At 58.3% G+C, this 19696-nt stretch carries 18 protein-coding genes; 11 read left to right on the top strand and 7 right to left on the bottom strand.

From position 1 onward, the window contains the following. Positions 1-12: 12 nt before the first annotated feature. Both D4Q51_RS00515 and D4Q51_RS00510 read left to right on the top strand, forming a co-directional pair. The gene (locus D4Q51_RS00515) at positions 13-1023 is read left to right on the top strand and encodes an alpha-ketoacid dehydrogenase subunit beta (protein WP_120075480.1); all 1011 of its coding nucleotides are present in this window, start codon (positions 13-15) and stop codon (positions 1021-1023) included. Between the two features lie 5 nt (positions 1024-1028). After that, positions 1029-2498 (top strand): 2-oxo acid dehydrogenase subunit E2, encoded by a 1470-nt coding sequence (locus D4Q51_RS00510; RefSeq protein ID WP_120075478.1) that lies wholly within the window; start codon positions 1029-1031, stop codon positions 2496-2498. A 53-nt stretch (positions 2499-2551) separates the two neighbouring features. Here D4Q51_RS00510 and D4Q51_RS00505 read toward each other — a convergent pair whose 3' ends face one another. The 3 genes from D4Q51_RS00505 to D4Q51_RS00495 are packed head-to-tail and all read right to left on the bottom strand — an operon-like array spanning position 2552 to position 4511. Beyond that, entirely contained in the window at positions 2552-2872 is a 321-nt protein-coding gene (locus D4Q51_RS00505; RefSeq protein ID WP_120075475.1) for a putative quinol monooxygenase, read from the bottom strand. Beyond that, positions 2859-3149: a putative quinol monooxygenase gene (locus D4Q51_RS00500; RefSeq protein ID WP_120075473.1), complete on the bottom strand. Its 291-nt coding sequence runs from the start codon at positions 3147-3149 to the stop codon at positions 2859-2861. The genes D4Q51_RS00505 and D4Q51_RS00500 overlap by 14 nt, the downstream gene beginning before the upstream one ends. A gap of 9 nt (positions 3150-3158) precedes the next feature. Next, the gene (locus tag D4Q51_RS00495) at positions 3159-4511 is read right to left on the bottom strand and encodes an aromatic ring-hydroxylating oxygenase subunit alpha (protein ID WP_120075500.1); all 1353 of its coding nucleotides are present in this window, start codon (positions 4509-4511) and stop codon (positions 3159-3161) included. Positions 4512-4662: 151 nt separating this feature from the next. Between D4Q51_RS00495 and D4Q51_RS00490 the strand changes: the two genes are divergently transcribed. The 5 genes from D4Q51_RS00490 (at position 4663) to D4Q51_RS00470 (ending at position 11225) form a co-directional block, all read left to right on the top strand. Then, positions 4663-7143: a TonB-dependent receptor gene (locus D4Q51_RS00490; protein ID WP_120075498.1), complete on the top strand. Its 2481-nt coding sequence runs from the start codon at positions 4663-4665 to the stop codon at positions 7141-7143. Between the two features lie 151 nt (positions 7144-7294). Beyond that, positions 7295-9043 (top strand): outer membrane protein assembly factor BamB family protein, encoded by a 1749-nt coding sequence (locus D4Q51_RS00485; protein WP_240624499.1) that lies wholly within the window; start codon positions 7295-7297, stop codon positions 9041-9043. A gap of 46 nt (positions 9044-9089) precedes the next feature. After that, positions 9090-10250: an acyl-CoA dehydrogenase family protein gene (locus D4Q51_RS00480; protein ID WP_120075469.1), complete on the top strand. Its 1161-nt coding sequence runs from the start codon at positions 9090-9092 to the stop codon at positions 10248-10250. A 1-nt stretch (position 10251) separates the two neighbouring features. Continuing rightward, on the top strand, positions 10252-10590 hold the full coding sequence (locus D4Q51_RS00475; RefSeq protein WP_120075467.1) for a Rieske (2Fe-2S) protein: 339 nt from the start codon (positions 10252-10254) through the stop codon (positions 10588-10590). After that, positions 10587-11225: an FMN-dependent NADH-azoreductase gene (locus D4Q51_RS00470; RefSeq protein ID WP_120075465.1), complete on the top strand. Its 639-nt coding sequence runs from the start codon at positions 10587-10589 to the stop codon at positions 11223-11225. The genes D4Q51_RS00475 and D4Q51_RS00470 overlap by 4 nt, the downstream gene beginning before the upstream one ends. Here D4Q51_RS00470 and D4Q51_RS00465 read toward each other — a convergent pair. After that, entirely contained in the window at positions 11222-11677 is a 456-nt protein-coding gene (locus D4Q51_RS00465) for a MaoC/PaaZ C-terminal domain-containing protein (protein WP_120075463.1), read from the bottom strand. The two genes, D4Q51_RS00470 and D4Q51_RS00465, sit on opposite strands and share 4 nt — an antisense overlap. Positions 11678-11802: 125 nt before the next feature. Between D4Q51_RS00465 and D4Q51_RS00460 the strand changes: the two genes are divergently transcribed. Both D4Q51_RS00460 and D4Q51_RS00455 read left to right on the top strand, forming a co-directional pair. Next, positions 11803-12333 (top strand): VOC family protein, encoded by a 531-nt coding sequence (locus D4Q51_RS00460; protein WP_120075461.1) that lies wholly within the window; start codon positions 11803-11805, stop codon positions 12331-12333. A 42-nt stretch (positions 12334-12375) separates the two neighbouring features. Next, positions 12376-14007: a class I adenylate-forming enzyme family protein gene (locus tag D4Q51_RS00455; protein ID WP_120075459.1), complete on the top strand. Its 1632-nt coding sequence runs from the start codon at positions 12376-12378 to the stop codon at positions 14005-14007. A 69-nt stretch (positions 14008-14076) separates the two neighbouring features. Here D4Q51_RS00455 and D4Q51_RS00450 read toward each other — a convergent pair whose 3' ends face one another. Together D4Q51_RS00450 and D4Q51_RS00445 are read right to left on the bottom strand one after the other, a co-directional pair. Continuing rightward, on the bottom strand, positions 14077-14973 hold the full coding sequence (locus D4Q51_RS00450) for an SDR family oxidoreductase (RefSeq protein ID WP_240624498.1): 897 nt from the start codon (positions 14971-14973) through the stop codon (positions 14077-14079). A gap of 5 nt (positions 14974-14978) precedes the next feature. Next, complete coding sequence (locus tag D4Q51_RS00445) at positions 14979-16190, bottom strand: aromatic ring-hydroxylating oxygenase subunit alpha (protein ID WP_120075454.1); 1212 nt, start codon at positions 16188-16190, stop codon at positions 14979-14981. Between the two features lie 226 nt (positions 16191-16416). Here D4Q51_RS00445 and D4Q51_RS00440 point away from each other — a divergent pair, with 226 nt between their 5' ends. After that, positions 16417-17199: an enoyl-CoA hydratase-related protein gene (locus D4Q51_RS00440; RefSeq protein WP_120075452.1), complete on the top strand. Its 783-nt coding sequence runs from the start codon at positions 16417-16419 to the stop codon at positions 17197-17199. A gap of 53 nt (positions 17200-17252) precedes the next feature. Here D4Q51_RS00440 and D4Q51_RS00435 read toward each other — a convergent pair whose 3' ends face one another. Further along, positions 17253-18149 carry a LysR family transcriptional regulator gene (locus D4Q51_RS00435; protein WP_120075450.1) on the bottom strand — a complete coding sequence of 299 codons (897 nt, stop codon included), beginning with the start codon at positions 18147-18149 and terminating at the stop codon, positions 17253-17255. An 87-nt stretch (positions 18150-18236) separates the two neighbouring features. Between D4Q51_RS00435 and D4Q51_RS00430 the strand changes: the two genes are divergently transcribed. Next, positions 18237-19696 (top strand): CoA-acylating methylmalonate-semialdehyde dehydrogenase (locus D4Q51_RS00430; protein WP_162925074.1); only part of this gene is annotated, 1460 nt, incomplete at its 3' end.

Raw genomic sequence — 19696 nt, 5'->3', positions numbered from 1 at the left:
GAGGTATTACCGATGACCGTGATGAACGTTCGCGATGCGATCAACCAAACCATTCACGAAGCGATGGAGCGCGACCCGAGCGTCATTCTGCTCGGGGAAGACGTGGCGGGCGGTGCTGGAACCGCCGGAGGACAGGAAGCAATCGGCGGTATATGGGGGACCAGCACTGGTCTCGTAGGCAAGTTCGGGCCTGAGCGCGTAATCGACACGCCGATCTCTGAAAGCGCAATCGTCGGCGCGGCAGCAGGCGCTGCCTTGTCGGGAATGCGTCCCATTGCCGAGCTGATGTTTGCCGACTTCATCGGCGTATGCGGCGATCAGCTGATAAACCAGATTGCCAAGTTTCGTTACATGTTCGGCGGAAATGCGCGCTGCCCGGTTGTCATCCGGTTGATCTATGGCGCCGGCATGAACGCTGCGGCGCAACACAGCCAGGCGTTCTACAATTTGTTAACGGCCATACCGGGGCTTAAGGTAGCACTTCCCACTACGCCTGCTGACGCGAAGGGGCTGATGAACGAGGCTCTGCACGGCGATGACCCGGTGATGTTTTTCGAGCACAAGGCCCTTTACGGCCGCAAAGGCGAAGTTCCCGATGGTCTTCACCGCGTTCCGTTCGGCCATGCGCGCATGGCCCGTGAAGGCGGGGATGTGACGATAGTCGCGCTGGGACGAATGGTAAGCTTTGCCGAGAAGGCCGCTGACAAGCTGGCAGCTGATGGGATAGGCTGTGACATCATCGATCCGCGTACAACAAGTCCTCTGGATGAGGAGGCTATTCTCGATAGCGTGGAGCAGACGGGACGCCTTGTCGTGGTCGACGAAAGCCCTCCGCGATGCAGCGTTGCAAGCGATATCGGTGCGCTGGTCGCCCAGAAGGCATTCACCAGTCTCGATGCTCCGCCCGAACTGGTTACAGCCCCCCACACGCCCATTCCGTTCGCACCCGAACTTGAGCGTGCATACGTCCCCGGCCCGCCGGCGATCGAAGCGGCAGTCCGGCGTACATTGGACTGGGGGTAAGTACGATGACAGCTCTCAAGCCATTCACCATGCCCAAGTGGGGCATAGAAATGACAGAAGGTACGCTTGCCGGCTGGCAGGTGCAGGAAGGCAAGCCTTTCGCCAAGGGTGATGTGATTGCCCTGATCGAGACTGACAAGATCACGAACGAGGTCGAGGCAGAAGCTGACGGCTGCCTGGTAAAGCTGGTAGCGTCAGAACAGGACACGTTGCCCGTAGGTGCCTTGCTGGGCGTGATGGGGCCACCCGATGCCGATGCAGGCGAGGTTGAGGAGTTCGTCGCTTCCTACAAGCCGTCGGGTACGGGGAGTGCCAACGACGATGATGGATACGGCTCTGCCGGGGGCGAACCGGACAGCGGGGGCGAGATAACCGATCACGATGAACCTCCTTCGCCGGCGAGTTCAGCGTCCCCCTCAGAACGGGCGCAGGCAAACCTGGTCACCATCCCTGACGACGTTGCTATCTCGCCGGCCGCGAAGCGAGCAGCGGAAGCTGCGGGCATTTCTGTAGATGACATCCAGCCGAGCGGTCGGAACGGTCGCATCACCCGTCAGGATGTAGACAAGGCAATTGCAGGAAGCCGGTCGCCCGAGCTCAAGGGGCCCATAGAAGCTCCCGGACAGGAAAAAGCATTCGCTTCGCCGCTCGCCCGGCGGATAGCGGTCCAGAACGGCGTCGACCTTTCCTCGGTGGAAGGAACTGGCGCTCGCGGGCGTATCTGCAAGGCAGACGTTCTGAAAAGGATCGATGCCAAGCAGCCCGTCGCAGCAAAGGAACCGTCGAAGAAACCTCAAGGGGCGGGCAGTGCCGGTGCGAAGGAAATCGTGCCGATGAATTCGATGCGGCGCACGATCGCGAAGCGGCTGACCCAGGCGAAGCAGGATGTGCCGCACATCTACCTTCGCCGGAAAGCCATGGCTCACCGGCTGATCGCGCTTCGTGAAAGCGAGGGAAAACCTGGCACCATCAACGATTACCTCATTCGCGCGTGTGCTCTCGCGCTGCGGGAGGTGCCCTCGGTGAACGTCCAGATATTCGAAAAGGAAATACACCGCTTCGATAGCGCGGACATCTCTGTGGCTGTAGCCACGGATCGTGGCTTGATCACGCCAATCGTGTTCGCAGCGGACGAATTAAGCGTGTCGGATATCGCACGCACGACGTCCGCACTGGCGCAAAAGGCGAAGTCCGGGAAACTCAAACCGGAAGAGTTTCAGGGCGGGAGTTTCTCGATCTCCAATCTTGGCGGGTTCGGCGTTGAAAGTTTCGATGCCATCGTCAATCCGCCGCAAGGAGCTATTCTCGCCGTAGGCAAGGCCGTGCCCCAGCCCGTAGATGACAACGGGGCGATCAGGATCGTCCCGGTATTGCACCTGTCGCTCAGTTGCGATCACCGTGCAATCGACGGCGTCGATGGCGCACGATTCCTCGATGCCCTCGTCCGCTTGCTCGAACAACCAGAACAGCTTTGAACAAAAGCATGCGGCGCCTCGATACAATCGAGGCGCCGCATGATCACGGTGCCCTATGAATGGGACCGGTAGAATGCCAATTCCATGTCTGCAGCCAGACAATCGAGAATCGGCGGCACGAGCCGATCATGGAAATCTATCTGCATGTGATGATCGAACGCGGCTTCGTCCTTGAACGTGGCCACGCAATAAAAGAGATTCTCGTCCTCTTCCGATTGCAGAACCTCGTAAGCGTAAGCATCGGGTTCCTTGTCATGCACGAGCGTTTTCAGCTCGGTTTGCAAGGCGATGAAATCGTCGCGCTTCTCCGGCTTCGTTCGCAGGGTCGCGATGAAGGATTTGCCGGGCGCGGCTCCTGGTTCAGCTTTTGACATCGTAGAGATATTCCCGCTCGTAGGTGCCGTCGATGCACTCGATCATCTTCTCGATGATCGGCGCGTTCTCCGGGTTTTGCTGATGCGCAAGATCGGCATCGTCATTGGTGAAGCTTTCGTAGACTGCGAAAGCACGCGGCTCTTCCAGCTTGTAGAACTTGTACGCGAGGGTATCTGCCTCGCGGCTGGCATTGTCTTCGGCGGCCGCGATGAGGTCGACGAAGTCATCCTCCTTGCCGGCCTTCACCTTGAAGCGTGAAAGGAATGTAGTCGGCATCCTTGTCTCCTATTTCTCGCCGTCGAGATAACGGTCGAGTTCGGTATGGAAATGGCGCAGGCGGGCTTCCTGTTCACTCCAGAGCGGGCCGGCAAAACCGCGAGAGCGAGCGCCCTTCTGCACGACCGGCAGCAATTCGCTGTCCTGATCGAGCACCTCGCCCAGTTCGGGGGGCACGCCGAGACCGGTATGAACGATGTCGGGGCGGTCTAGTCCGCTGGTGTCAGCGTCCTCTGCAAGCCCCATCCATGCAGGCGGCTTGTATCCGGGAATATCCTCGGGCTTGAAGAGGATTATCGTTTCGTAGGTGAACTGGCCCGGATCGTCCGGATGCGGCAGGAAGCGATGAATGAATACCGCTTCGGGGTGGCAGCCAATCTGGATGTTGGGGAAAAGGCCGTAGATGGTCGAATCGCTCAGCTGGGTATCGCTGAACTTTTCATATCCCAGGTTGAATTTCTCCGAGCGTTCACGCTTCGCGCGCTGGATTGCGGCGCGACTGTCTTGAGCCGTTCCTTCGAAAGTATCCGGATCGATACCGGCATCGGCCAGCATAATGCGGATGCCCTCGTTCACGCTTTCCTGGTCAGGAAAGCGGGGGCTCGGCTGTGCGAAAGGCACGAACTGCCGGCTCATTCCATTGGGAAACAGATCGATCTGGGTGCGGTCATCCATGACGGCCTGCGTCTGCGGATGAACGGAGTGGAGATGGTAAATCTCGTAAAACGCGTCGACCCCGCCTTTCCAGTTGGCTGCCCAGTCAGACTTCTTATGCTGAACGACAACCATCTCGCCGATATCGTACAAGGCCAGATGGTCGGCCACTTCGCCGAGGTACTCGGCAAGGGGCATCACATCATCGCTCATCGAGATAAACACGAGGCCCGCGGTCGCTTCACAGCGCACTTCGGTGAGATCGGTGCCGTGGCACAAGACATCCGGGTGGAATGTCTCCTTGTCAGTGATGGCGACATTCTTGCCCTCGAGATCGAATTTCCAGGAGTGGAACGGACAGACGAAACTGTTCGCCGAACCGAAATCCGCCAGGGCAATCTGACTGCCCCTGTGAGGGCAGACATTGTAGAACGCCTTGATGCCGCCGTCCTCCTGACGGACGATCACAAAAGATTCGGTGCCGATTTCAAATCGGAGCCAATCGCCTTGTTCGGGAATATCGCTCTCGACACCTGCGAGCAGCCAGGTCTTGGTGAAGACTTGATCCCATTCCGCCTGCCACACAGCAGGATCGTGATACCTTGAGGGATCGGGCCTTTTCGTGCCGTTGTCGGGGCGCGGACGCTCCGCATTGAAGGGATGGGGCTTTCCCACGTGAATATCCCAGTTTCGAAAATCGAAGTTCATATCGCTGCTCCCGATGCCTTCCACGCTCTCCAAAAAAGTCGCAGATAAAAAACAATCATGATTGATTGTTATATTTTGCTGTGGCAGGAAGGCTCTGTCAACCGAATAGCGGCCAGCAGAAACGCTGCGTGAAGTTGCAGGGAGAGTTATGATGAAAAAAGCAAATCTGTATACGCGGAGTGCGGTGGCGGCGCTCGTAACCGCGGCGTTTCCGGTCCAAGCCCTGGCGCAGGATCAGGTCACCGAAGCGAACGACAGCGAAGGTGTGGCGACACAGACCGAAGATTCTGGCGTGGGGCGCATTATCGTTACCGCAACGCGCAGGGACTCCGATCTGCAAACGACGCCAATTGCGGTCTCGGCGATCGATCAGACGCTGATCCAGCAATCGAACGTCGAAGATATCGGCGGCCTCGCCACTTTCGTCCCCAACTTCTCGGCGGAGACCATCACGGGTTTCAACGCGGCGAGTTTCGCCATGCGCGGGGTGGGGCAGAATAATATCATCGTCTATTTCGAGCCGCCTGTTGCCGTGCTCGTCGACGATTTCGTGGTGCCCAGTGTGCAAACACAATTGCTCGATACATTCGATGTTGCCCAGATTGAGGTGCTGCGCGGACCGCAGGGTACGCTTTTCGGGAAGAATACGACCGGCGGTGCGGTAACCGTGCGTACCATTCGCCCTGAAATCGATACCTTCTCCTTCGATGGTCGAGGGCGCGTCGGAAGCTTCGGCACCGCCAGTGCCAAGGCCGCGGTCAACATTCCGCTGGTGGACGACGCGGTTGCACTGCGACTTGTTGGCGGGATTGAAACGAGCGACGGTTACTATCGCAACGGTGCGTGCTTCGGCCCGGTCGCGGGTTTCGTGGAAAGCCAGTTTGATGGCGCCGAAGGGTGTCTCGATGGCAGCCGCATCGGCGGTACGGAAGTCTATTCGGCGAGGGCCAAGCTCTTGGTTGAGCCGACGTCCAATATCTCTGCCTTGTTCCAGTACGAGTTCTTGCGCGATCGTTCGGAATCGGTTCCGTCCGTCAACGAAAACTACCGCTACACAGGCGATGCTCCGTTCGTGACTGATCTTCTCAATACCGGATTCTTCAACCCCGACAGCGATGACCCGCTCGACAATGCGGGTATCACCTTGCGCGACGACGCGCTGCTGTTCGCGGGGCGTGGTCAGCGGATCGATGTCGACGGTTTGTATGCCAATATCGATATCGAGTTCGATGTCGGTACGCTCACGTCCGTGACAGGGTGGCGCAGTCAGCGTTCACGTTTGCCGAACAGCTATCCGGGGCACGCTCCGATCGCGGACAACGGAGAAGTGCTCTCGATTTTCGACGCCACGCGCGACGATGACCGTGAAACGTTCCAGCAGGAACTTCGCTTCTCGAGTGATTTCGGCGGACCATTCGATCTTATCGCTGGTGCATTCTACCAGACGGACGACACGGACTTCTGTGTCTCGCAGCTCCTGGGTTTCCTCGACTTGACCAGTGGCCCCCTTCCTTTTGGAAACTGGAACGACACTCCATACATCCTGTGTAACGCGCAGGAGGCCGAATCCATTGCTCTGTTCGGAGAAGGTACCTTCGAGATCACGCCCGCTCTTAGCCTGACGGGCGGCCTGCGTTATACGTGGGAAGACAAGACCTGGTTCGGACGTCAGCAAACCTTCATTCCGGGGCTTGAAGGCGGGTTCGATCCCTCCATCTCGATCGACGAGGCGCTTGATGCGAGTGTCTACAATTTCCCGGCAGGTGTAATCAGCCTTGACGATTCCGCCGAAGAACTGACCTGGCGTGTTAGCCTGGGGTATCAGGCGACACCCGACTTCTATGTCTACGGGACGGCATCCCATGGCTTCAAGGCTGGCGGCTTCAACGATCAAATCGGTGGCTTCGCTCCATTCGGTGACGACCTTGCGGCCTTCGCTGCCGCGGCGCGGGCAACAGATCCGGAGACTGCCGACAGTTTCGAACTTGGCTTCAAGGCAGAGCTGTTCGATAACCGCCTGCGGTTCAACCTCACCGGCTTCCATGTGAAGTACAACGATCTTCAGCGGCAGCTCAACGTTCCGCTGGTAGTGAATGGCGCGCCCAACCAGGTAACGATCTTCGTTAACGCGGCCAGTGCCAAGGTGTCCGGCATCGAGGCTGAAATGACGGCTGAGCCGACTGACGGCCTCACTTTGCGCGGCGTGCTCGGCTATCAGGACGCAAGGTATGGCGAATATGATGCCCCCAATGCGGGGTATGACCTGTCTTCGTCCCCGCTGGACCGCGCGCCTGAATGGCAATGGACGATCGACAGCACCTATCGCACGGATGTGTTCAATGAACACGAGCTCGTCTTCAATGGCAGCGTCGCCTACCAGGACAGAAGTCTCTACACGCAGGCGATCGATGATCCCCTCGGCAATACCTTCCTCGATGCGCGGACGCTGGTGAATGCGTCCATTACGCTGAACCAGATCGATGATAAATACTACGTGCGTCTGATCGGGCAGAACCTGACGGACGAGCGTTATCGTACGGCGTCGCAAAACGTGGCGGGCCTCTGGCTGAACAGCCAATTCGGTCGGCCGCGCTTCTTCGCTGTCGAAGTGGGGTTCAGCTTTGGCAACTAAGAGCTCTTTCTTCGGGTCGCTGGCGAGCGCACTGCTCGTCCTCGTAGGGGCTGGTGCCTGCACGAATGCAGGCACCAGCTCAGGGTCAAAGGAGGTTGAGCGTGTTGCATCAACCGACGAGTTCCAGGCACGTCTTGGTAAGCCGATAGACTTGGAAACCCATCCTGGCCGCCAACTGTTCGCGCAGAATTGCCTAGCCTGTCACAGTGGTGCCGCGCCGAAAGCGCCTGCTGTGGTCTGGCTGGAGATGCTGGAGCCCGACGTCGTGCTGTCCGCGATGCACGATGGCATTATGCAGCAACAGGCAGCGCATCTTTCTGACGAAGAACAGATGTATATCGCGGAATATCTCGTACGCTCGGAACTGGACGATTACCAGCCGCCTGCCCCTCCGCCATTCTGCGAAAACAGAACCATGCCGATAGAGGCTGCGCCGCCAGCTCGCGTAGGTTGGGGGCATGATAATTCGCGCTTCGTTTCCGAGGAGATCGGGGGGCTGACTGGCGACGAGGTAAGCAGCCTCACGCTGAAATGGGCATTCGCCTTCCCAGGCGCGATCCGGGCCCGTTCTCAGCCAGCGGTAGGCTGGAACACCGTTTTCGTTGGCAGCCAATCGGGCAAGGTCTACGCCTTTGACCTCGAGGAAGGATGCGCTCGATGGACATACCGTGCGGGAGCGGAGGTGCGCACCGCCATCGTCGCGGACGCTGACGAAGAGCGCCTCTATTTCGGGGATATCCTGGGCCGCGTTTATGCCATCGATGCCATGTCGGGCGAGGAATTGTGGCGCACGCAGGTCGATGACCATGCCAATGCGACCATCACCGGCACGCCCACCCTTGGTGGTGGTCACCTTGTCGTCCCCATCTCGTCGCTCGAAGTAACGTCGGCGGCAGATCCCAATTATAGCTGCTGTACCTTCAGGGGCAGTGTAGTGGCGCTTGATCCGGCTACGGGCGAACGACAGTGGAAGACCCATACCGTCCCCGAAGAGCCGGTCTCGCACGGCGTTACCAGCGCCGGGGCGGAGATTCTCGGTCCGTCGGGCGCCCCTGTGTGGAACAGTCCGACCTATGACGCGAAGCGTGATCGTTTCTATTTCGGGTCGGGTGAGAACTATTCTTCGCCCGCAGATGAGAACAGCGACGCATTGTTCGCAGTAGATGCGCGCACCGGGCGTAAAGTGTGGCAAGTCCAGTTCACACGGAATGACGCCTGGAACGTGGGTTGCATGATGGGCAATGAAAATTGTCCGGAAGAGGACGGCCCGGATCTCGATATTGCTGCGTCGGCAATTCTCACGCCCTTGGACGATGGCAGCGACATTATCGTTGTCGGCCAGAAATCGGGCGTGGTTCACGGTGTCGATCCCGACAGTGGTGAAATCGTCTGGCAAACGCGTTTAGGCCATGGCGGTACGCAAGGCGGCGTGCATTTCGGCATGGCTCGCCAGGGACAGCGCATCTTCGTGCCCATCGCGGACCTTGAGGATACGCACGACGGCCGCGTCTACGATGCATCCATCAACGGAGCGGGCATACATGCCGTGGATGCCGCTACAGGCGACATCCAGTGGCGCAACCATGCCAACGATATCTGCGACGGGGAGGAGTTCTGCGATCCGGGCATATCGGCCGCAGCTACGGCAATCCCCGGAGCGGTAATCGCTGGACATCTGGATGGACGCTTGCGCGCATACGACAGCCGTGATGGCCGCGTGCTTTGGTCATACGACACGCGTCGCCCCGTGATGACCGTTACCGGCCAACAGGGGACTGGCGGTGGAATGAGCGGCCCTGGACCTGCCATCTACAACGGGCACCTCATCGCCAACAGCGGGTATGGTCTCTACTTCCATTTGCCAGGCAACGTCCTGCTCGTTTTCGAGAAGCAATCATAATTCATGGTTCGGCCAATGGCGAGCCTGCGAGACACCGGGAGCACCGATGAATTTTTCCCTTACCGATGATCAACGCGAGCTTCAGGAAGCCGCTCGCAGGTTTGCGCGAGAAACCCTTCCGGATGTCGCTGGAAAACTCGAAGCGGACAACGCCCCGCCAAGCCGTGAACTGGTGAAGCAATACGCGGAGCTGGGCTTTCTCGGCATGAATGTGCCGGAAGAGCTTGGCGGAATGGGCCTGGGCAATCTCGAAGCGCTGATAGTGCTGGAAGAGTTCGGCAAGATTTCCTCTGCCGTAGCCTTTCCGGTCTTCGAGTCCTGTGTGGGCCCGGTTCGGGCGATCGAAAAGTTTGGCTCCGACGCGTTGAAACAGCGCGTCGTCCCTGCCGTGTGCAGCGGTGACATGGTTGTCGCGGTTAGCATGTCGGAACCGGACGCCGGCAGCGCTTTGACAGACCTTTCCACGAAAGCGGTGCGGAACGGTGACGATGTCGTAATCAGCGGAACGAAGCGCTGGTGTTCGGGCGGCGGGCATGCAGATGGATACGTCGTATACTGTCGTATGTCGGAGGATCGCGGGGCCAAGGGTATCGGCGCAGTGTTCGTTGACGCGAACACGCCAGGGCTCAGCTTTGGACCGAATGAGCAATTGATGGGCTTTCGCGGAATCCCGTCAGCCGACCTCAATTTCGATGATTGTCGCGTCCCTGCAGAGAACGTGATCGTCCCGGCCGGCGGCTTTCGCAAGCTGATGGAAGCTTTCGATCTGGAGCGGTGCGGAAACGCCACCATGTCGCTTGCACAGGCATCGGGTGCACTGGAAGACGTGCTGGAGTATGTGCAGGAGCGCAAACAATTCGGCAAACCGATCGTCGATTTCCAGGCGGTGCAATTGAAGCTGGCCGAAATGCAGATGAACGTCGACGCCGCACGCCTGCTGATCTGGAGGGCTGCATCCAACGCCGAGGACGGAATTCCATCCATTCAGGACAGTTCCGTCGCCAAATGCTTCGCCAATTCGATCTCTCGCGAGGTTACCGGTAACGCGGTGCAGTTGATGGGAGCCTACGGCTACAGCAAGGAGTTTCCGATGGAGCGCCGCATGCGCGATGCATGGGGCTGGGGAATTGCTGGCGGCGCTATCGATATTCAGAAGACGAATATTGCCAGTGCGATGGTCGGCCGACGTTTCGATCAGAGGCGCTGACATGGCGCTCGAAGTCATAGCATCTTCTGACGAGGTGCCGCAGGGCGGCACTTTCGTCGTCGCTCACAGAGGCGAGCAAGTTCTGCTGGTCCGCACGGATCATGGCGTCTTCGCGGTGGAGAACCGTTGCAGCCATGCGTATCAGGAACTGGCTGAGGGCAAGGTGCGCAAGGTCTTCATTTTCTGTCCCTTGCATGGCTTGCGGTTCGATCTTCGCAACGGATGTCCGAAGGGTGACCTTACCGACAAGCCCATCAAGGCCTGGAAATGTGCAGAAACGGACGAAGGTATCGCGGTCGACCTCGATGAGCGGCTCGATCCTCCTCTAGAGTCAAAATGAACCTGTTGCATATAGATGCGAGCCCGCGGGATGAACGATCCCGCTCGCGGCCTGTAGCGCAGCGGTTCATCGAGTGCCTTCACGAAGATACCTCGGTGACCGTGTGGCCTGTTTGGGAGATGGACCTGCCGCCACTTGGAACGGGCATGATCGAAGCGCGATACGATCTCATCATGGGTAATGCAGTGCCCGAAAAACATGTCTCTGCCTGGGCAGCAATCCAGAACCTTTGCGAGGAGTTCCTGCGCTTCGATGCCTACATCATCAGTACTCCGATGTGGAATTTCGGCGTACCCTATGCGCTCAAACATCTGGTAGATGTGATTACGCAGCCTGGAATGACGTTCCGGAACGATCGCGAAGGCGGGGTGGTGGGGCTTGCCGGCGGGAAGCCAGCCGTGATCATTGCCGCCAGCGCAATGCCATTTGGCAAGGACGAGCAAATGGCAACACTGGATTTCCAGTCCGCCTATCTGAAAACCTGGTTGAATTTTATCGGGATCGAAAGGCTCGACCAGATTAACGTATCTCCGACCTTTGGTCCTGAAGAGGACGTGACCAAGGAAATGCTAGATGCGAAAAGCAGGGCTGAGACGATCGCGCTGAAATGGAACGACAATCTGCAGACGAACTAGGTCTCGCGTGCATGTACCAGATTGATGCTTTCGAAATGCAAGACGATTTCGTCGTTCTGATTGATGAGTTCATAATACGTTACCGCGGTACCGCGAGGCTTTCCGCTTCGTGATCGTTCGAGTGAAAGGATGCGCGACCTTGCGTAGACCGTATCTCCAGGGCGAAGGGCGTTTTTCAGGCGAAAAGTGTCAAACCCGATACCGCAAACGAAATCGATATCGCTGTTGATCAGGTGATCGAGTTGTCGCCAGACCGCCAGTACATGTACGCCGCTTGCGACAACCTCACCAAAACTGGATTTTCGCGCTGCTTCAGGGTCAGCGTGGAACCACTGGGGATCGTACTGTCTCGCGAAATGAACGATCTCGTCTTCCGTTACCGTCCGCGGAGGAGAAACGCGTTCTTCCCCCACTTTCAGATCTTCGAATTTGCGATGGGGCCGATTTGACATGCGTAACCTTTCGTTTCCCAAGCGTCCTAGCACTCAAACACAAAAAAACAATCATGCCTGTATGTTTACACCGTGCGTGGTGGTGCTAAGATATGGCATATCGCTACTGCGACAGAGGGTTTTCAATGAGCGAGCATTTGTCTCCGGCTGCCATTTTCCAGATGTCCTGGGTCGTCCGCGATCTGGAAGACGCGGCAATTCGCTGGAACCGCAGCATGGGATTAGGCCCTTTTCTGGTGAACCGGCATATTGCGATCAGCGATCCCGTCTATCGGGGCAATCCGGGGCCTGTCGACTTCTCGACTGCGATCGCTCAGGCGGGCCCAATCCAGATCGAACTCGTGCAACAGCATGACGACCAGCCCTCCTGCTACCGCGACAGTGTGGCACCCGGAGCGGAAGCGATGCACCATGTTGCGACGATGGCGGAAGATTTCGAGGCTGAACTGGCGCGTTACACCGACCAGGGTTTCGAGATCGCCAGTAGTGGCAGTTTCGCAGGTGTCAGGTTCTGTTACGTCGATACTCGCGGTGCCTTCGGCCACATGGTCGAAATCCTCGAGCACGGAAAAGCCATAACCGCGTTCTTCTCGGCGATCCGCAAGGCGGCCGACGATTGGGACGGAGATAGATCAACATTGCTGCGCGAACTTTGAAGGACAACGAAGACGTTGCCAATCGCGTTTCCGGAGAGAAAAATGACTGAAGGTAAGTTCACGATCGGGTCGATCCTGCGCGAGAAAGCGCATTCCGTTGGAAATCGTGATGCTCTGGTGTTTCCCGATTCCAGGCTCACGCACGAGGAACTTTACGGCGCGGCAACGAGTTGGGCGCGTACCTTGGCGGCGCTCGGAGTCGATCGGCAAGACCATGTGGGAATACTTCTGCCGACGTGCCCTGAATTCGTCGAAGTTCTTGCGGCCTGCGCGCTTCTTGGCGCCGTCACCGTTCCGATCAACGCGAGGTATCAACCCGGCGAGCTGGCGTATCTTGTTAAGGATGCCGGCTTGCGCGTTCTCGTCACGACAGGTGAAGTCTCCAGTTCGCTGAACTTCGAAGAGCGCCTGCATTCCGCGCTGCCGTCGCTCGCGAAAGCGAACGATCCTCTCTCTCTTGACTTGCCCGAAGCGCCCTCGCTGAGACAGGTAATCTGTCTCGAGGACGAGTGCGGCAAGGGCGTAGTCGCAAAACGCGATGCCATGGCATTTGCAAGAAAGGTGAATGCGGAAGAGATCGACCGCTGCGTCGATGAAGTGAAGCCCGCCGATACTGCGCTGATCCTTTATACCTCGGGGACAACTTCAGAGCCGAAGGGCTGCGTCATCAGCAATCGTGCAATCGTGGGCAACAGCCGTAATCTTGGCAGGCGTTATGAGGTAACCGGGGAGGACAAGGTCTGGTCTCCACTTCCGATCTATCATATCGCCGGCATCCTGCCGATGATGATGATCCTCGACGCAGGTGGAGCATATCTGACCGTGTCCTATTTCGATGCGGGGACGGCGCTGGAAATGCTGGAACGGGAAGGCGCGACTATCGCTTATCCTACCTTTGTCACAATCATGCAGGACCTGATTTCGCATGAGAAGTTCAGCCAGACCGACCTTTCGACGATGCGGCTGATGAACAGCAACTTCGCGGTTCAGCCGGCCTGGATCAAGGACGCGATGATCAAGGCCATGCCCTCCATTACCCATGTCGGCACCTTTGGCCTTACCGAAGCTGCAGGCACGATCTGCACCAGCCGTCTGGACGAGAGCCTCGAGAGCCGCACGACCCGCCTTGGCGTTCCGCTGGACGAGTGGGAAGTTCGTATTGTCGACATGGAAACGGGGAAAGAATGCGGTACCGGCGAGCGTGGCGAAATCTGTGCCCGTGGCCCCAATATGCTCGACGGTTACTACAATTCGCCTGAAAAGACCGCAGATTGCATTCGGGACGGCTGGCTGCACACCGGGGACATTGGATCCCTGGATGAGAATGGCACGATCATGTTCCATGGCCGGACCAAGGACATGCTCAAGGTTGGTGGAGAGAATGTTGCGGCGGCTGAAATCGAGAACGCGCTGCAATCGCACGATGCCGTCAAGCTAGCGCAGATCGTGGGCATTCCGGACGATCGGTACGTCGAAGTGCCGGTTGGCTTCATCGAGCTCGCCAAGGGCAAGGAAGCAAGCGAGCAGGAGTTGATCGATCACTGTCGGGGCAAGATCGCGAACTTCAAGCTGCCGCGGGCCATTCGCTTCGTGAGCGAATGGCCGATGTCGACATCGAAGATTCAGAAATTCCGTCTTCGGGAAGACTATCTCGAAGAACTGGAAGGGAAGTAATTCGCTTCCCGACGCTTACTGGCGGACGCGGCAGAGATCAGTCGGTCCGAACGTCCCAGAAGTTCTTTATCAGGACCGGTCGGAATGAACGCCGCCGAACCAGTCTGGCCTGCCTGCTGGCCAGACTGCGCCGTTCTGGGCCTGACCACCATCGATGACAAGCAACTCTCCGGTGATGAAATCAGCGGAGGGGGCCATCAAATAGACGCAAGCTTCAGCAATATCCCAAACGTTGCCGCGGCGTTTCATGGGGTTCGCATCGTGAAAACGCGCGAGCGCTTCCGGAGGGTAAACCCGGAAGCCTTCGCTCTCGATGACGCCGGGTGCCACGCAATTAACTCTGATTCCGAGGGGTGCCCACTCGGTTGCCAGCGTCTTCGAAAGATAGATTACACCTGCTCTCGCAGCACAGGTATGTGCAGCTTGCGGCATGCCGCGCTCTACGTTCGCGACGATGCTGATGACATTGCCCGGCACTCCCGCCTCGCGCCATTTCTGCGCCAGCGTCTGCGTCATCCACCAGGTGCCGTTGAGATTGAGGTCAATCACCGATTGCCAACCTTTGCGGCTGAAATCGATGGCGTTCTGAGGGAATTGCCCGCCAGCGTTGTTGATAAGGTGATCGACCTTGCCAAACTTGTCGAACACCTTGTCGAAGAATTCGTCGACCTGCTCGGGCTCGCGAACGGACATGGGTATGTGCAGCGGCCTTCGAGCGGCTGCCTTTTCCATTGCGGTACAAGCCGCTACCAGCTTTTCCTCTGTACGGCCGCAGATCACGACCTGCGCGCCCAGGCGCGCGCAAAGGAATGCGATACCCTTGCCGATTCCGGACCCTCCGCCGCTGACCACAACCACCTTTCCATCAAGCAGCCCGTCACGATAGACCGTAGACATCGTTGCCAGCTCTTCATCTGTGAAGCCGAACTTCTGACCGGCGGATGGTTCGCGGCCTACGCGGTCCATTCTGGTCATGCCTCCACCCATGGTGAAAGCACCTTCTCTACTGCCAGACCTTCCGGAATGCGATTTGCGCCGATCCGGCGGTCCAGCTCTTCATGCCAGTGGTAGATGCGTCTTTCCTGATAATTCAAGGGCATGCCGACGAACCCTGGTGACTGCAGCGATTCCTGAATTTGCGGCGCGAATTGCAGGTCCTCGTACAAGATTCGCTCCCAATTTGCTGCGCGTTCTTCCCATTTCGGATGAGGCTTTTCCGGATCGTGATCCGGCGCGATCCAGGTAGACACGACGCGGCACGTGCGATCGCCGGTCGGCCAGAACTGCAATAGGGGAATACCGCTATCGGAAGGTGGCATCACAAAGTTTGGATAGATCATGTAACTGACGTTGTTGTCGCGAGGTATTTCGGTAACGCCGTCAACCTTCGGCATTCCGATCGTACCGGGATCCTGCCAGTCGGGGCGTTTGTTCGGTGTGACCATTCGCGAATGGCCATTTGGCCACAGCGATGCTGTCATTCCGCGGTGATCGAGAAAGCGGTCCACCGACTTCTGGTGGATCGATTTCAAGTGATACACCTCGAGGAACGCGTCGATCAGGACCTTGACGTTGCATTCTACCTCGTAAGACCGGCTTTCCACGAAATCGAGTTTCTCGAACTGGTATTGTTCGAGTTCGCCTGCCATCGGCCCCAAGTGTTCACGTAGCGGTTCTGCTTCGGCATCCTCGTTTATGAAGACAAGCTTGCCGATCGTCTCGCAACGCAGTGGCTTGAGCGAATGGCAGGAGAAGTCGAGATCCGTGAAATCTCGCTTGTCCCGAACTGCCGTCAGTTTCCCGTCCAGCGTGTAGGACCATCCGTGATAACCACACACAAATCCCCTGCCGTTGCCGGATTCCTCTGTCACGAGCGGAGCGCCGCGATGTTGGCAGGTGTTGTAGAACGCTTTGAAATCACCGGAGAGATCGCGCAGGACGATGACCGGTGAGCCGGTGTTCCGGACGAGCATCCAATCGCCGAGATTCGCTATCTGGTCTGCGTGACACGCGTAAAGCCATGCCCGCTTCCACACCAGTTCACGTTCGAGTCTCAGGAACTTGGGGTCGGTGTAGCGCCCTGCGGGAATCGGTGGCAGCTGCGGGAAATCCTCCGGAGGAGACTTCCGCGCTGCTTCAAATTTCATCCGATCCTTGATCTGAGCAGTTTCGACCGCGTCCATTGTACCCTTCTCCAAGCAAGTTGACTGACCATACCAAAGCCGTAAGATAAAACAATCATGAATGTTTTTTATATCGCAATTTGCATGTGTGGATCAATTGATCGAATGTGCTCTGGCAGCGGCGCTGCGATAAAAGATTCCATGATCTCCTCATGCGTTACTCGGCGAAAGTTATTGCCGCTGAGGGAGTGGGCATGAGGCGAGAATTCACCATTGAGGAACTGGCATGGATCACGGTTTGGTAAAATTTGAGATTGTCGATTCAGTGGCGATCCTGACACTCTCGGATCCGCGCACCAGAAATGCCCTCTCCTGGGAAATGGCAGATGCGATGCGTGCGGCGCTGGGCAAACTTGGAAATGCTCGATCCTTGTTGATCTGCGCGGATGGGAAAGGCTTCTGCTCGGGCGGTGACCTTACCATGGATGGAGCGGGGAAGTCGGGTTTCGGTGAAGTGTTGCAGCGCGGCCTTGATGAGGCCGTGAATCCTCTGATGCGTGAACTCGCTGATCTCGATGTTCCCGTTGTCACGGCAGTGAATGGGGCTGCGGCGGGGGCTGGGGCGTCCCTCGCGCTCTCTGGCGATTTCGTCCTGGTCGCCGAAGACGGATTCTTCCTTTTCGCATTTCCCAAGGTCGGCTTGGCGCTTGATGCCGGGGCGAGTTGGTTGTTGCCAAGGTTGACCGGCCTCGCGAGAGCAACACAGGCTTTGATGCTGGCGGAGAGAATTCACGCGAAGCAAGCGGAAAGCTGGGGGATGATCTACGGCGTTACCCGTTCCGATCAGTTGAAGGACGAAGCTTTCGCCTTGGCCAGGCGCCTCGCGCACGGACCGACAGTGGCCTATGCTCAAATCCGAAAGACGCTGCGGCAGGCGGTTTCTTTATCTTATGAGGAAGTTTTGAAACTGGAGACTGCTGCGCAGCGCGCCTGCGGAGATACACACGATTGCCAGAACGCTATTGCGAGTTTCAGGGCAAAGAAGGAGCCGGAATTCAAGGGCACCTGATAAACGTGCATCCGTGCCAACGCCGTTACAGCTTTCATCGGCATCAGATCGCGCTAGTCCATCACCAGAATGTCGCGCCCTTCAGCCACGTTTTTGGTGAGCCATTCGCTGACGTATCGAATTTTCTCGAGCCTGTGGTTGTCGCGGTGAGTGACAATCCAGAAGCTGCGACTTATGCTGATTTCTGGAAGGACGCGCACGATCGTCTTCTCGCGGTCCCCCATGAAGCACGGCAGTACTCCGATACCCGCGCCAGCCGCGATAAGACGCATCTGAGCGTTGATGCTTGAAGACTGAACTGTGGCGAACAAATCCGGGTGGATCTCTTTCAGATAGTCCAGTTCGGGAGCGTAGAGTAGGTCGCTGATATACCCCACCAAGCGATGACCACGGGTGAGATCTTGCGCGGCAGTCGGATGTCCTGCGTCATCAAGATAGGATGGGCGCGCATAGAGCTTGAGAGAATAGTCGGCGAGTTTTCTAGCAATCAGCGGCCCTGCCTTCGGCCGAGAAAGCATGATCGCGATATCGGCTTCACGCTTGGACGGACTGAGAAAACCGCTGCTCGCAACCAACTCGATCGTCAGTTCGGGATGATCGCTGCAAAGCTGGGCAAGCCTTGGGGCCACGAACCAACTGCCGAACCCCTCCGAAACACTGAGGCGAAGCTGTCCGCCCAAGGTGTGCGGGTTGCCTTGAGACTGATAGACGCCCGTCGCCTCCTCGGCCATGCGCTCCACTCTCGCCAGAAGCCTTTCACCGTGCTGGGTTAATACCTGCCCTTCGTTGGTTTGCTCTAGCAGTCGCTGACCGAGCGCGCGCTCAAGCCTTCGCAGTCTCCTGCTTACGGTGGTGCTGTCGATCCGCAGCAATTGCGCTGCGTTCTTCAAGCGGGCTGTGCGCGCGACTGCGAGGAAAACGCGCAAATCGTTCCAGTTCTCCACCTGCATAAATGCAGCTCACTCCTGCAAATCTGTTCCTTGCCTGCGTCATTTCTGCCTGACATCATCGATGCGAACAACAATCGAGTGGTGAGAATGCGACAAATCGATCATTTCATAGCCGGGAAGGCCCATGCCAGTAATGGCGGGCGCAAGCACGATATCTGGAACCCGTCGACGGGCGAAGTGCAGGCGCAGGTCGCGCTGGGCGATGCCGCGCTGCTCGACACCGCGATAGCAGAGGCAAAGAAGGTTCAGCCCGAATGGGCCGCCACCAACCCGCAGCGCCGCGCCCGCGTGATGTTTGAATTCAAGCGGTTGGTGGAAAAGCACAAGCAGGAACTGGCCGAGCTTCTGTCCAGCGAACACGGCAAGGTGGTGGACGACGCGCACGGCGACGTGCAGCGCGGGCTGGAAGTGATCGAATTCGCCTGCGGCATCCCGCAGGCGCTGAAGGGCGAATACACGAACGGCGCAGGGCCGGGCATCGACGTCTATTCGATGCGCCAGCCGCTTGGCATCGGCGCAGGCATCACGCCGTTCAACTTCCCCGCCATGATCCCGATGTGGATGTTCGGCATGGCGATCGCGGCGGGCAACGCCTTCATCCTGAAGCCCAGCGAGCGCGATCCCAGCGTGCCGGTGCGGCTTGCTGAACTGTTCGTGGAAGCGGGCGCGCCCGCGGGGCTGCTGCAGGTCGTCCACGGCGACAAGGAAATGGTCGACGCCATCCTCGACCATCAGGATATCGCCGCCGTCAGCTTCGTCGGCTCCAGCGATATCGCGCACTATGTCTACAACCGCGGCGTGGCCGCTGGTAAGCGGGTGCAGGCCATGGGCGGAGCGAAAAACCACGGTATCGTGATGCCCGATGCCGATCTCGACCAGGTGGTGAACGACCTATCCGGCGCGGCCTTCGGCTCTGCGGGTGAACGCTGCATGGCGCTGCCGGTGGTGGTGCCGGTGGGCGAACAGACGGCGGAGCGCCTGAAGGAAAAGCTGATCCCCGCGATCAACGCGCTGCGCGTCGGCGTGTCGAACGATCCCGAAGCGCACTACGGCCCGGTCGTCACGCCCGAGCACAAGGCGCGGATCGAGAAGTGGATCGACACCGCCGAGGCCGAGGGCAGCGAAGTGGTGATCGACGGGCGCGGCTTTTCGCTGCAGGGCCACGAGAACGGCTTCTTTGTCGGCCCGACCCTGCTGGATCGCGTGACCCCGGACATGGAAAGCTACAAGGAAGAGATCTTCGGTCCCGTCCTCCAGATCGTGCGCGCCGACGATTTCGAGCACGCGCTCAAGCTGCCGAGCGAGCACCAGTACGGCAACGGCGTTGCCATCTTCACCCGCAACGGCCACGCCGCGCGCGAGTTCGCGCACCGCGTAAACGTGGGCATGGTGGGCATCAACGTGCCGATCCCGGTGCCGGTGAGCTACCACAGCTTCGGCGGCTGGAAGCGCAGCGGCTTTGGCGATGCGGACCAGTACGGCATGGAAGGCCTCAGGTTCTGGACCAAGGCCAAGAAAGTCACCCAGCGCTGGCCCGATGGCGGCGG

It is taken from the genome of Aurantiacibacter odishensis (genome assembly GCF_003605195.1).
GTDB lineage: Bacteria > Pseudomonadota > Alphaproteobacteria > Sphingomonadales > Sphingomonadaceae > Alteraurantiacibacter > Alteraurantiacibacter odishensis.
Note: the sequence above shows the minus strand (reverse complement) of the source record. Positions and strands in the feature narration are given on the sequence as shown.

Bases quoted from the DNA above. Each gene is read 5' to 3' on its own strand.
- D4Q51_RS00505 (WP_120075475.1), bottom strand. From the start codon at position 2,872: ATGTCAAAAGCTGAACCAGGAGCCGCGCCCGGCAAATCCTTCATCGCG.
- D4Q51_RS00475 (WP_120075467.1), top strand. From the start codon at position 10,252: ATGGCGCTCGAAGTCATAGCATCTTCTGACGAGGTGCCGCAGGGCGGC.
- D4Q51_RS00500 (WP_120075473.1), bottom strand. From the start codon at position 3,149: ATGCCGACTACATTCCTTTCACGCTTCAAGGTGAAGGCCGGCAAGGAG.
- D4Q51_RS00435 (WP_120075450.1), bottom strand. From the start codon at position 18,149: ATGCAGGTGGAGAACTGGAACGATTTGCGCGTTTTCCTCGCAGTCGCG.
- D4Q51_RS00440 (WP_120075452.1), top strand. From the start codon at position 16,417: ATGGATCACGGTTTGGTAAAATTTGAGATTGTCGATTCAGTGGCGATC.
- D4Q51_RS00490 (WP_120075498.1), top strand. From the start codon at position 4,663: ATGAAAAAAGCAAATCTGTATACGCGGAGTGCGGTGGCGGCGCTCGTA.
- D4Q51_RS00465 (WP_120075463.1), bottom strand. From the start codon at position 11,677: ATGTCAAATCGGCCCCATCGCAAATTCGAAGATCTGAAAGTGGGGGAA.
- D4Q51_RS00450 (WP_240624498.1), bottom strand. From the start codon at position 14,973: ATGGACCGCGTAGGCCGCGAACCATCCGCCGGTCAGAAGTTCGGCTTC.
- D4Q51_RS00480 (WP_120075469.1), top strand. From the start codon at position 9,090: ATGAATTTTTCCCTTACCGATGATCAACGCGAGCTTCAGGAAGCCGCT.
- D4Q51_RS00455 (WP_120075459.1), top strand. From the start codon at position 12,376: ATGACTGAAGGTAAGTTCACGATCGGGTCGATCCTGCGCGAGAAAGCG.
- D4Q51_RS00510 (WP_120075478.1), top strand. From the start codon at position 1,029: ATGACAGCTCTCAAGCCATTCACCATGCCCAAGTGGGGCATAGAAATG.
- D4Q51_RS00470 (WP_120075465.1), top strand. From the start codon at position 10,587: ATGAACCTGTTGCATATAGATGCGAGCCCGCGGGATGAACGATCCCGC.
- D4Q51_RS00445 (WP_120075454.1), bottom strand. From the start codon at position 16,190: ATGGACGCGGTCGAAACTGCTCAGATCAAGGATCGGATGAAATTTGAA.
- D4Q51_RS00495 (WP_120075500.1), bottom strand. From the start codon at position 4,511: ATGAACTTCGATTTTCGAAACTGGGATATTCACGTGGGAAAGCCCCAT.
- D4Q51_RS00460 (WP_120075461.1), top strand. From the start codon at position 11,803: ATGAGCGAGCATTTGTCTCCGGCTGCCATTTTCCAGATGTCCTGGGTC.
- D4Q51_RS00515 (WP_120075480.1), top strand. From the start codon at position 13: ATGACCGTGATGAACGTTCGCGATGCGATCAACCAAACCATTCACGAA.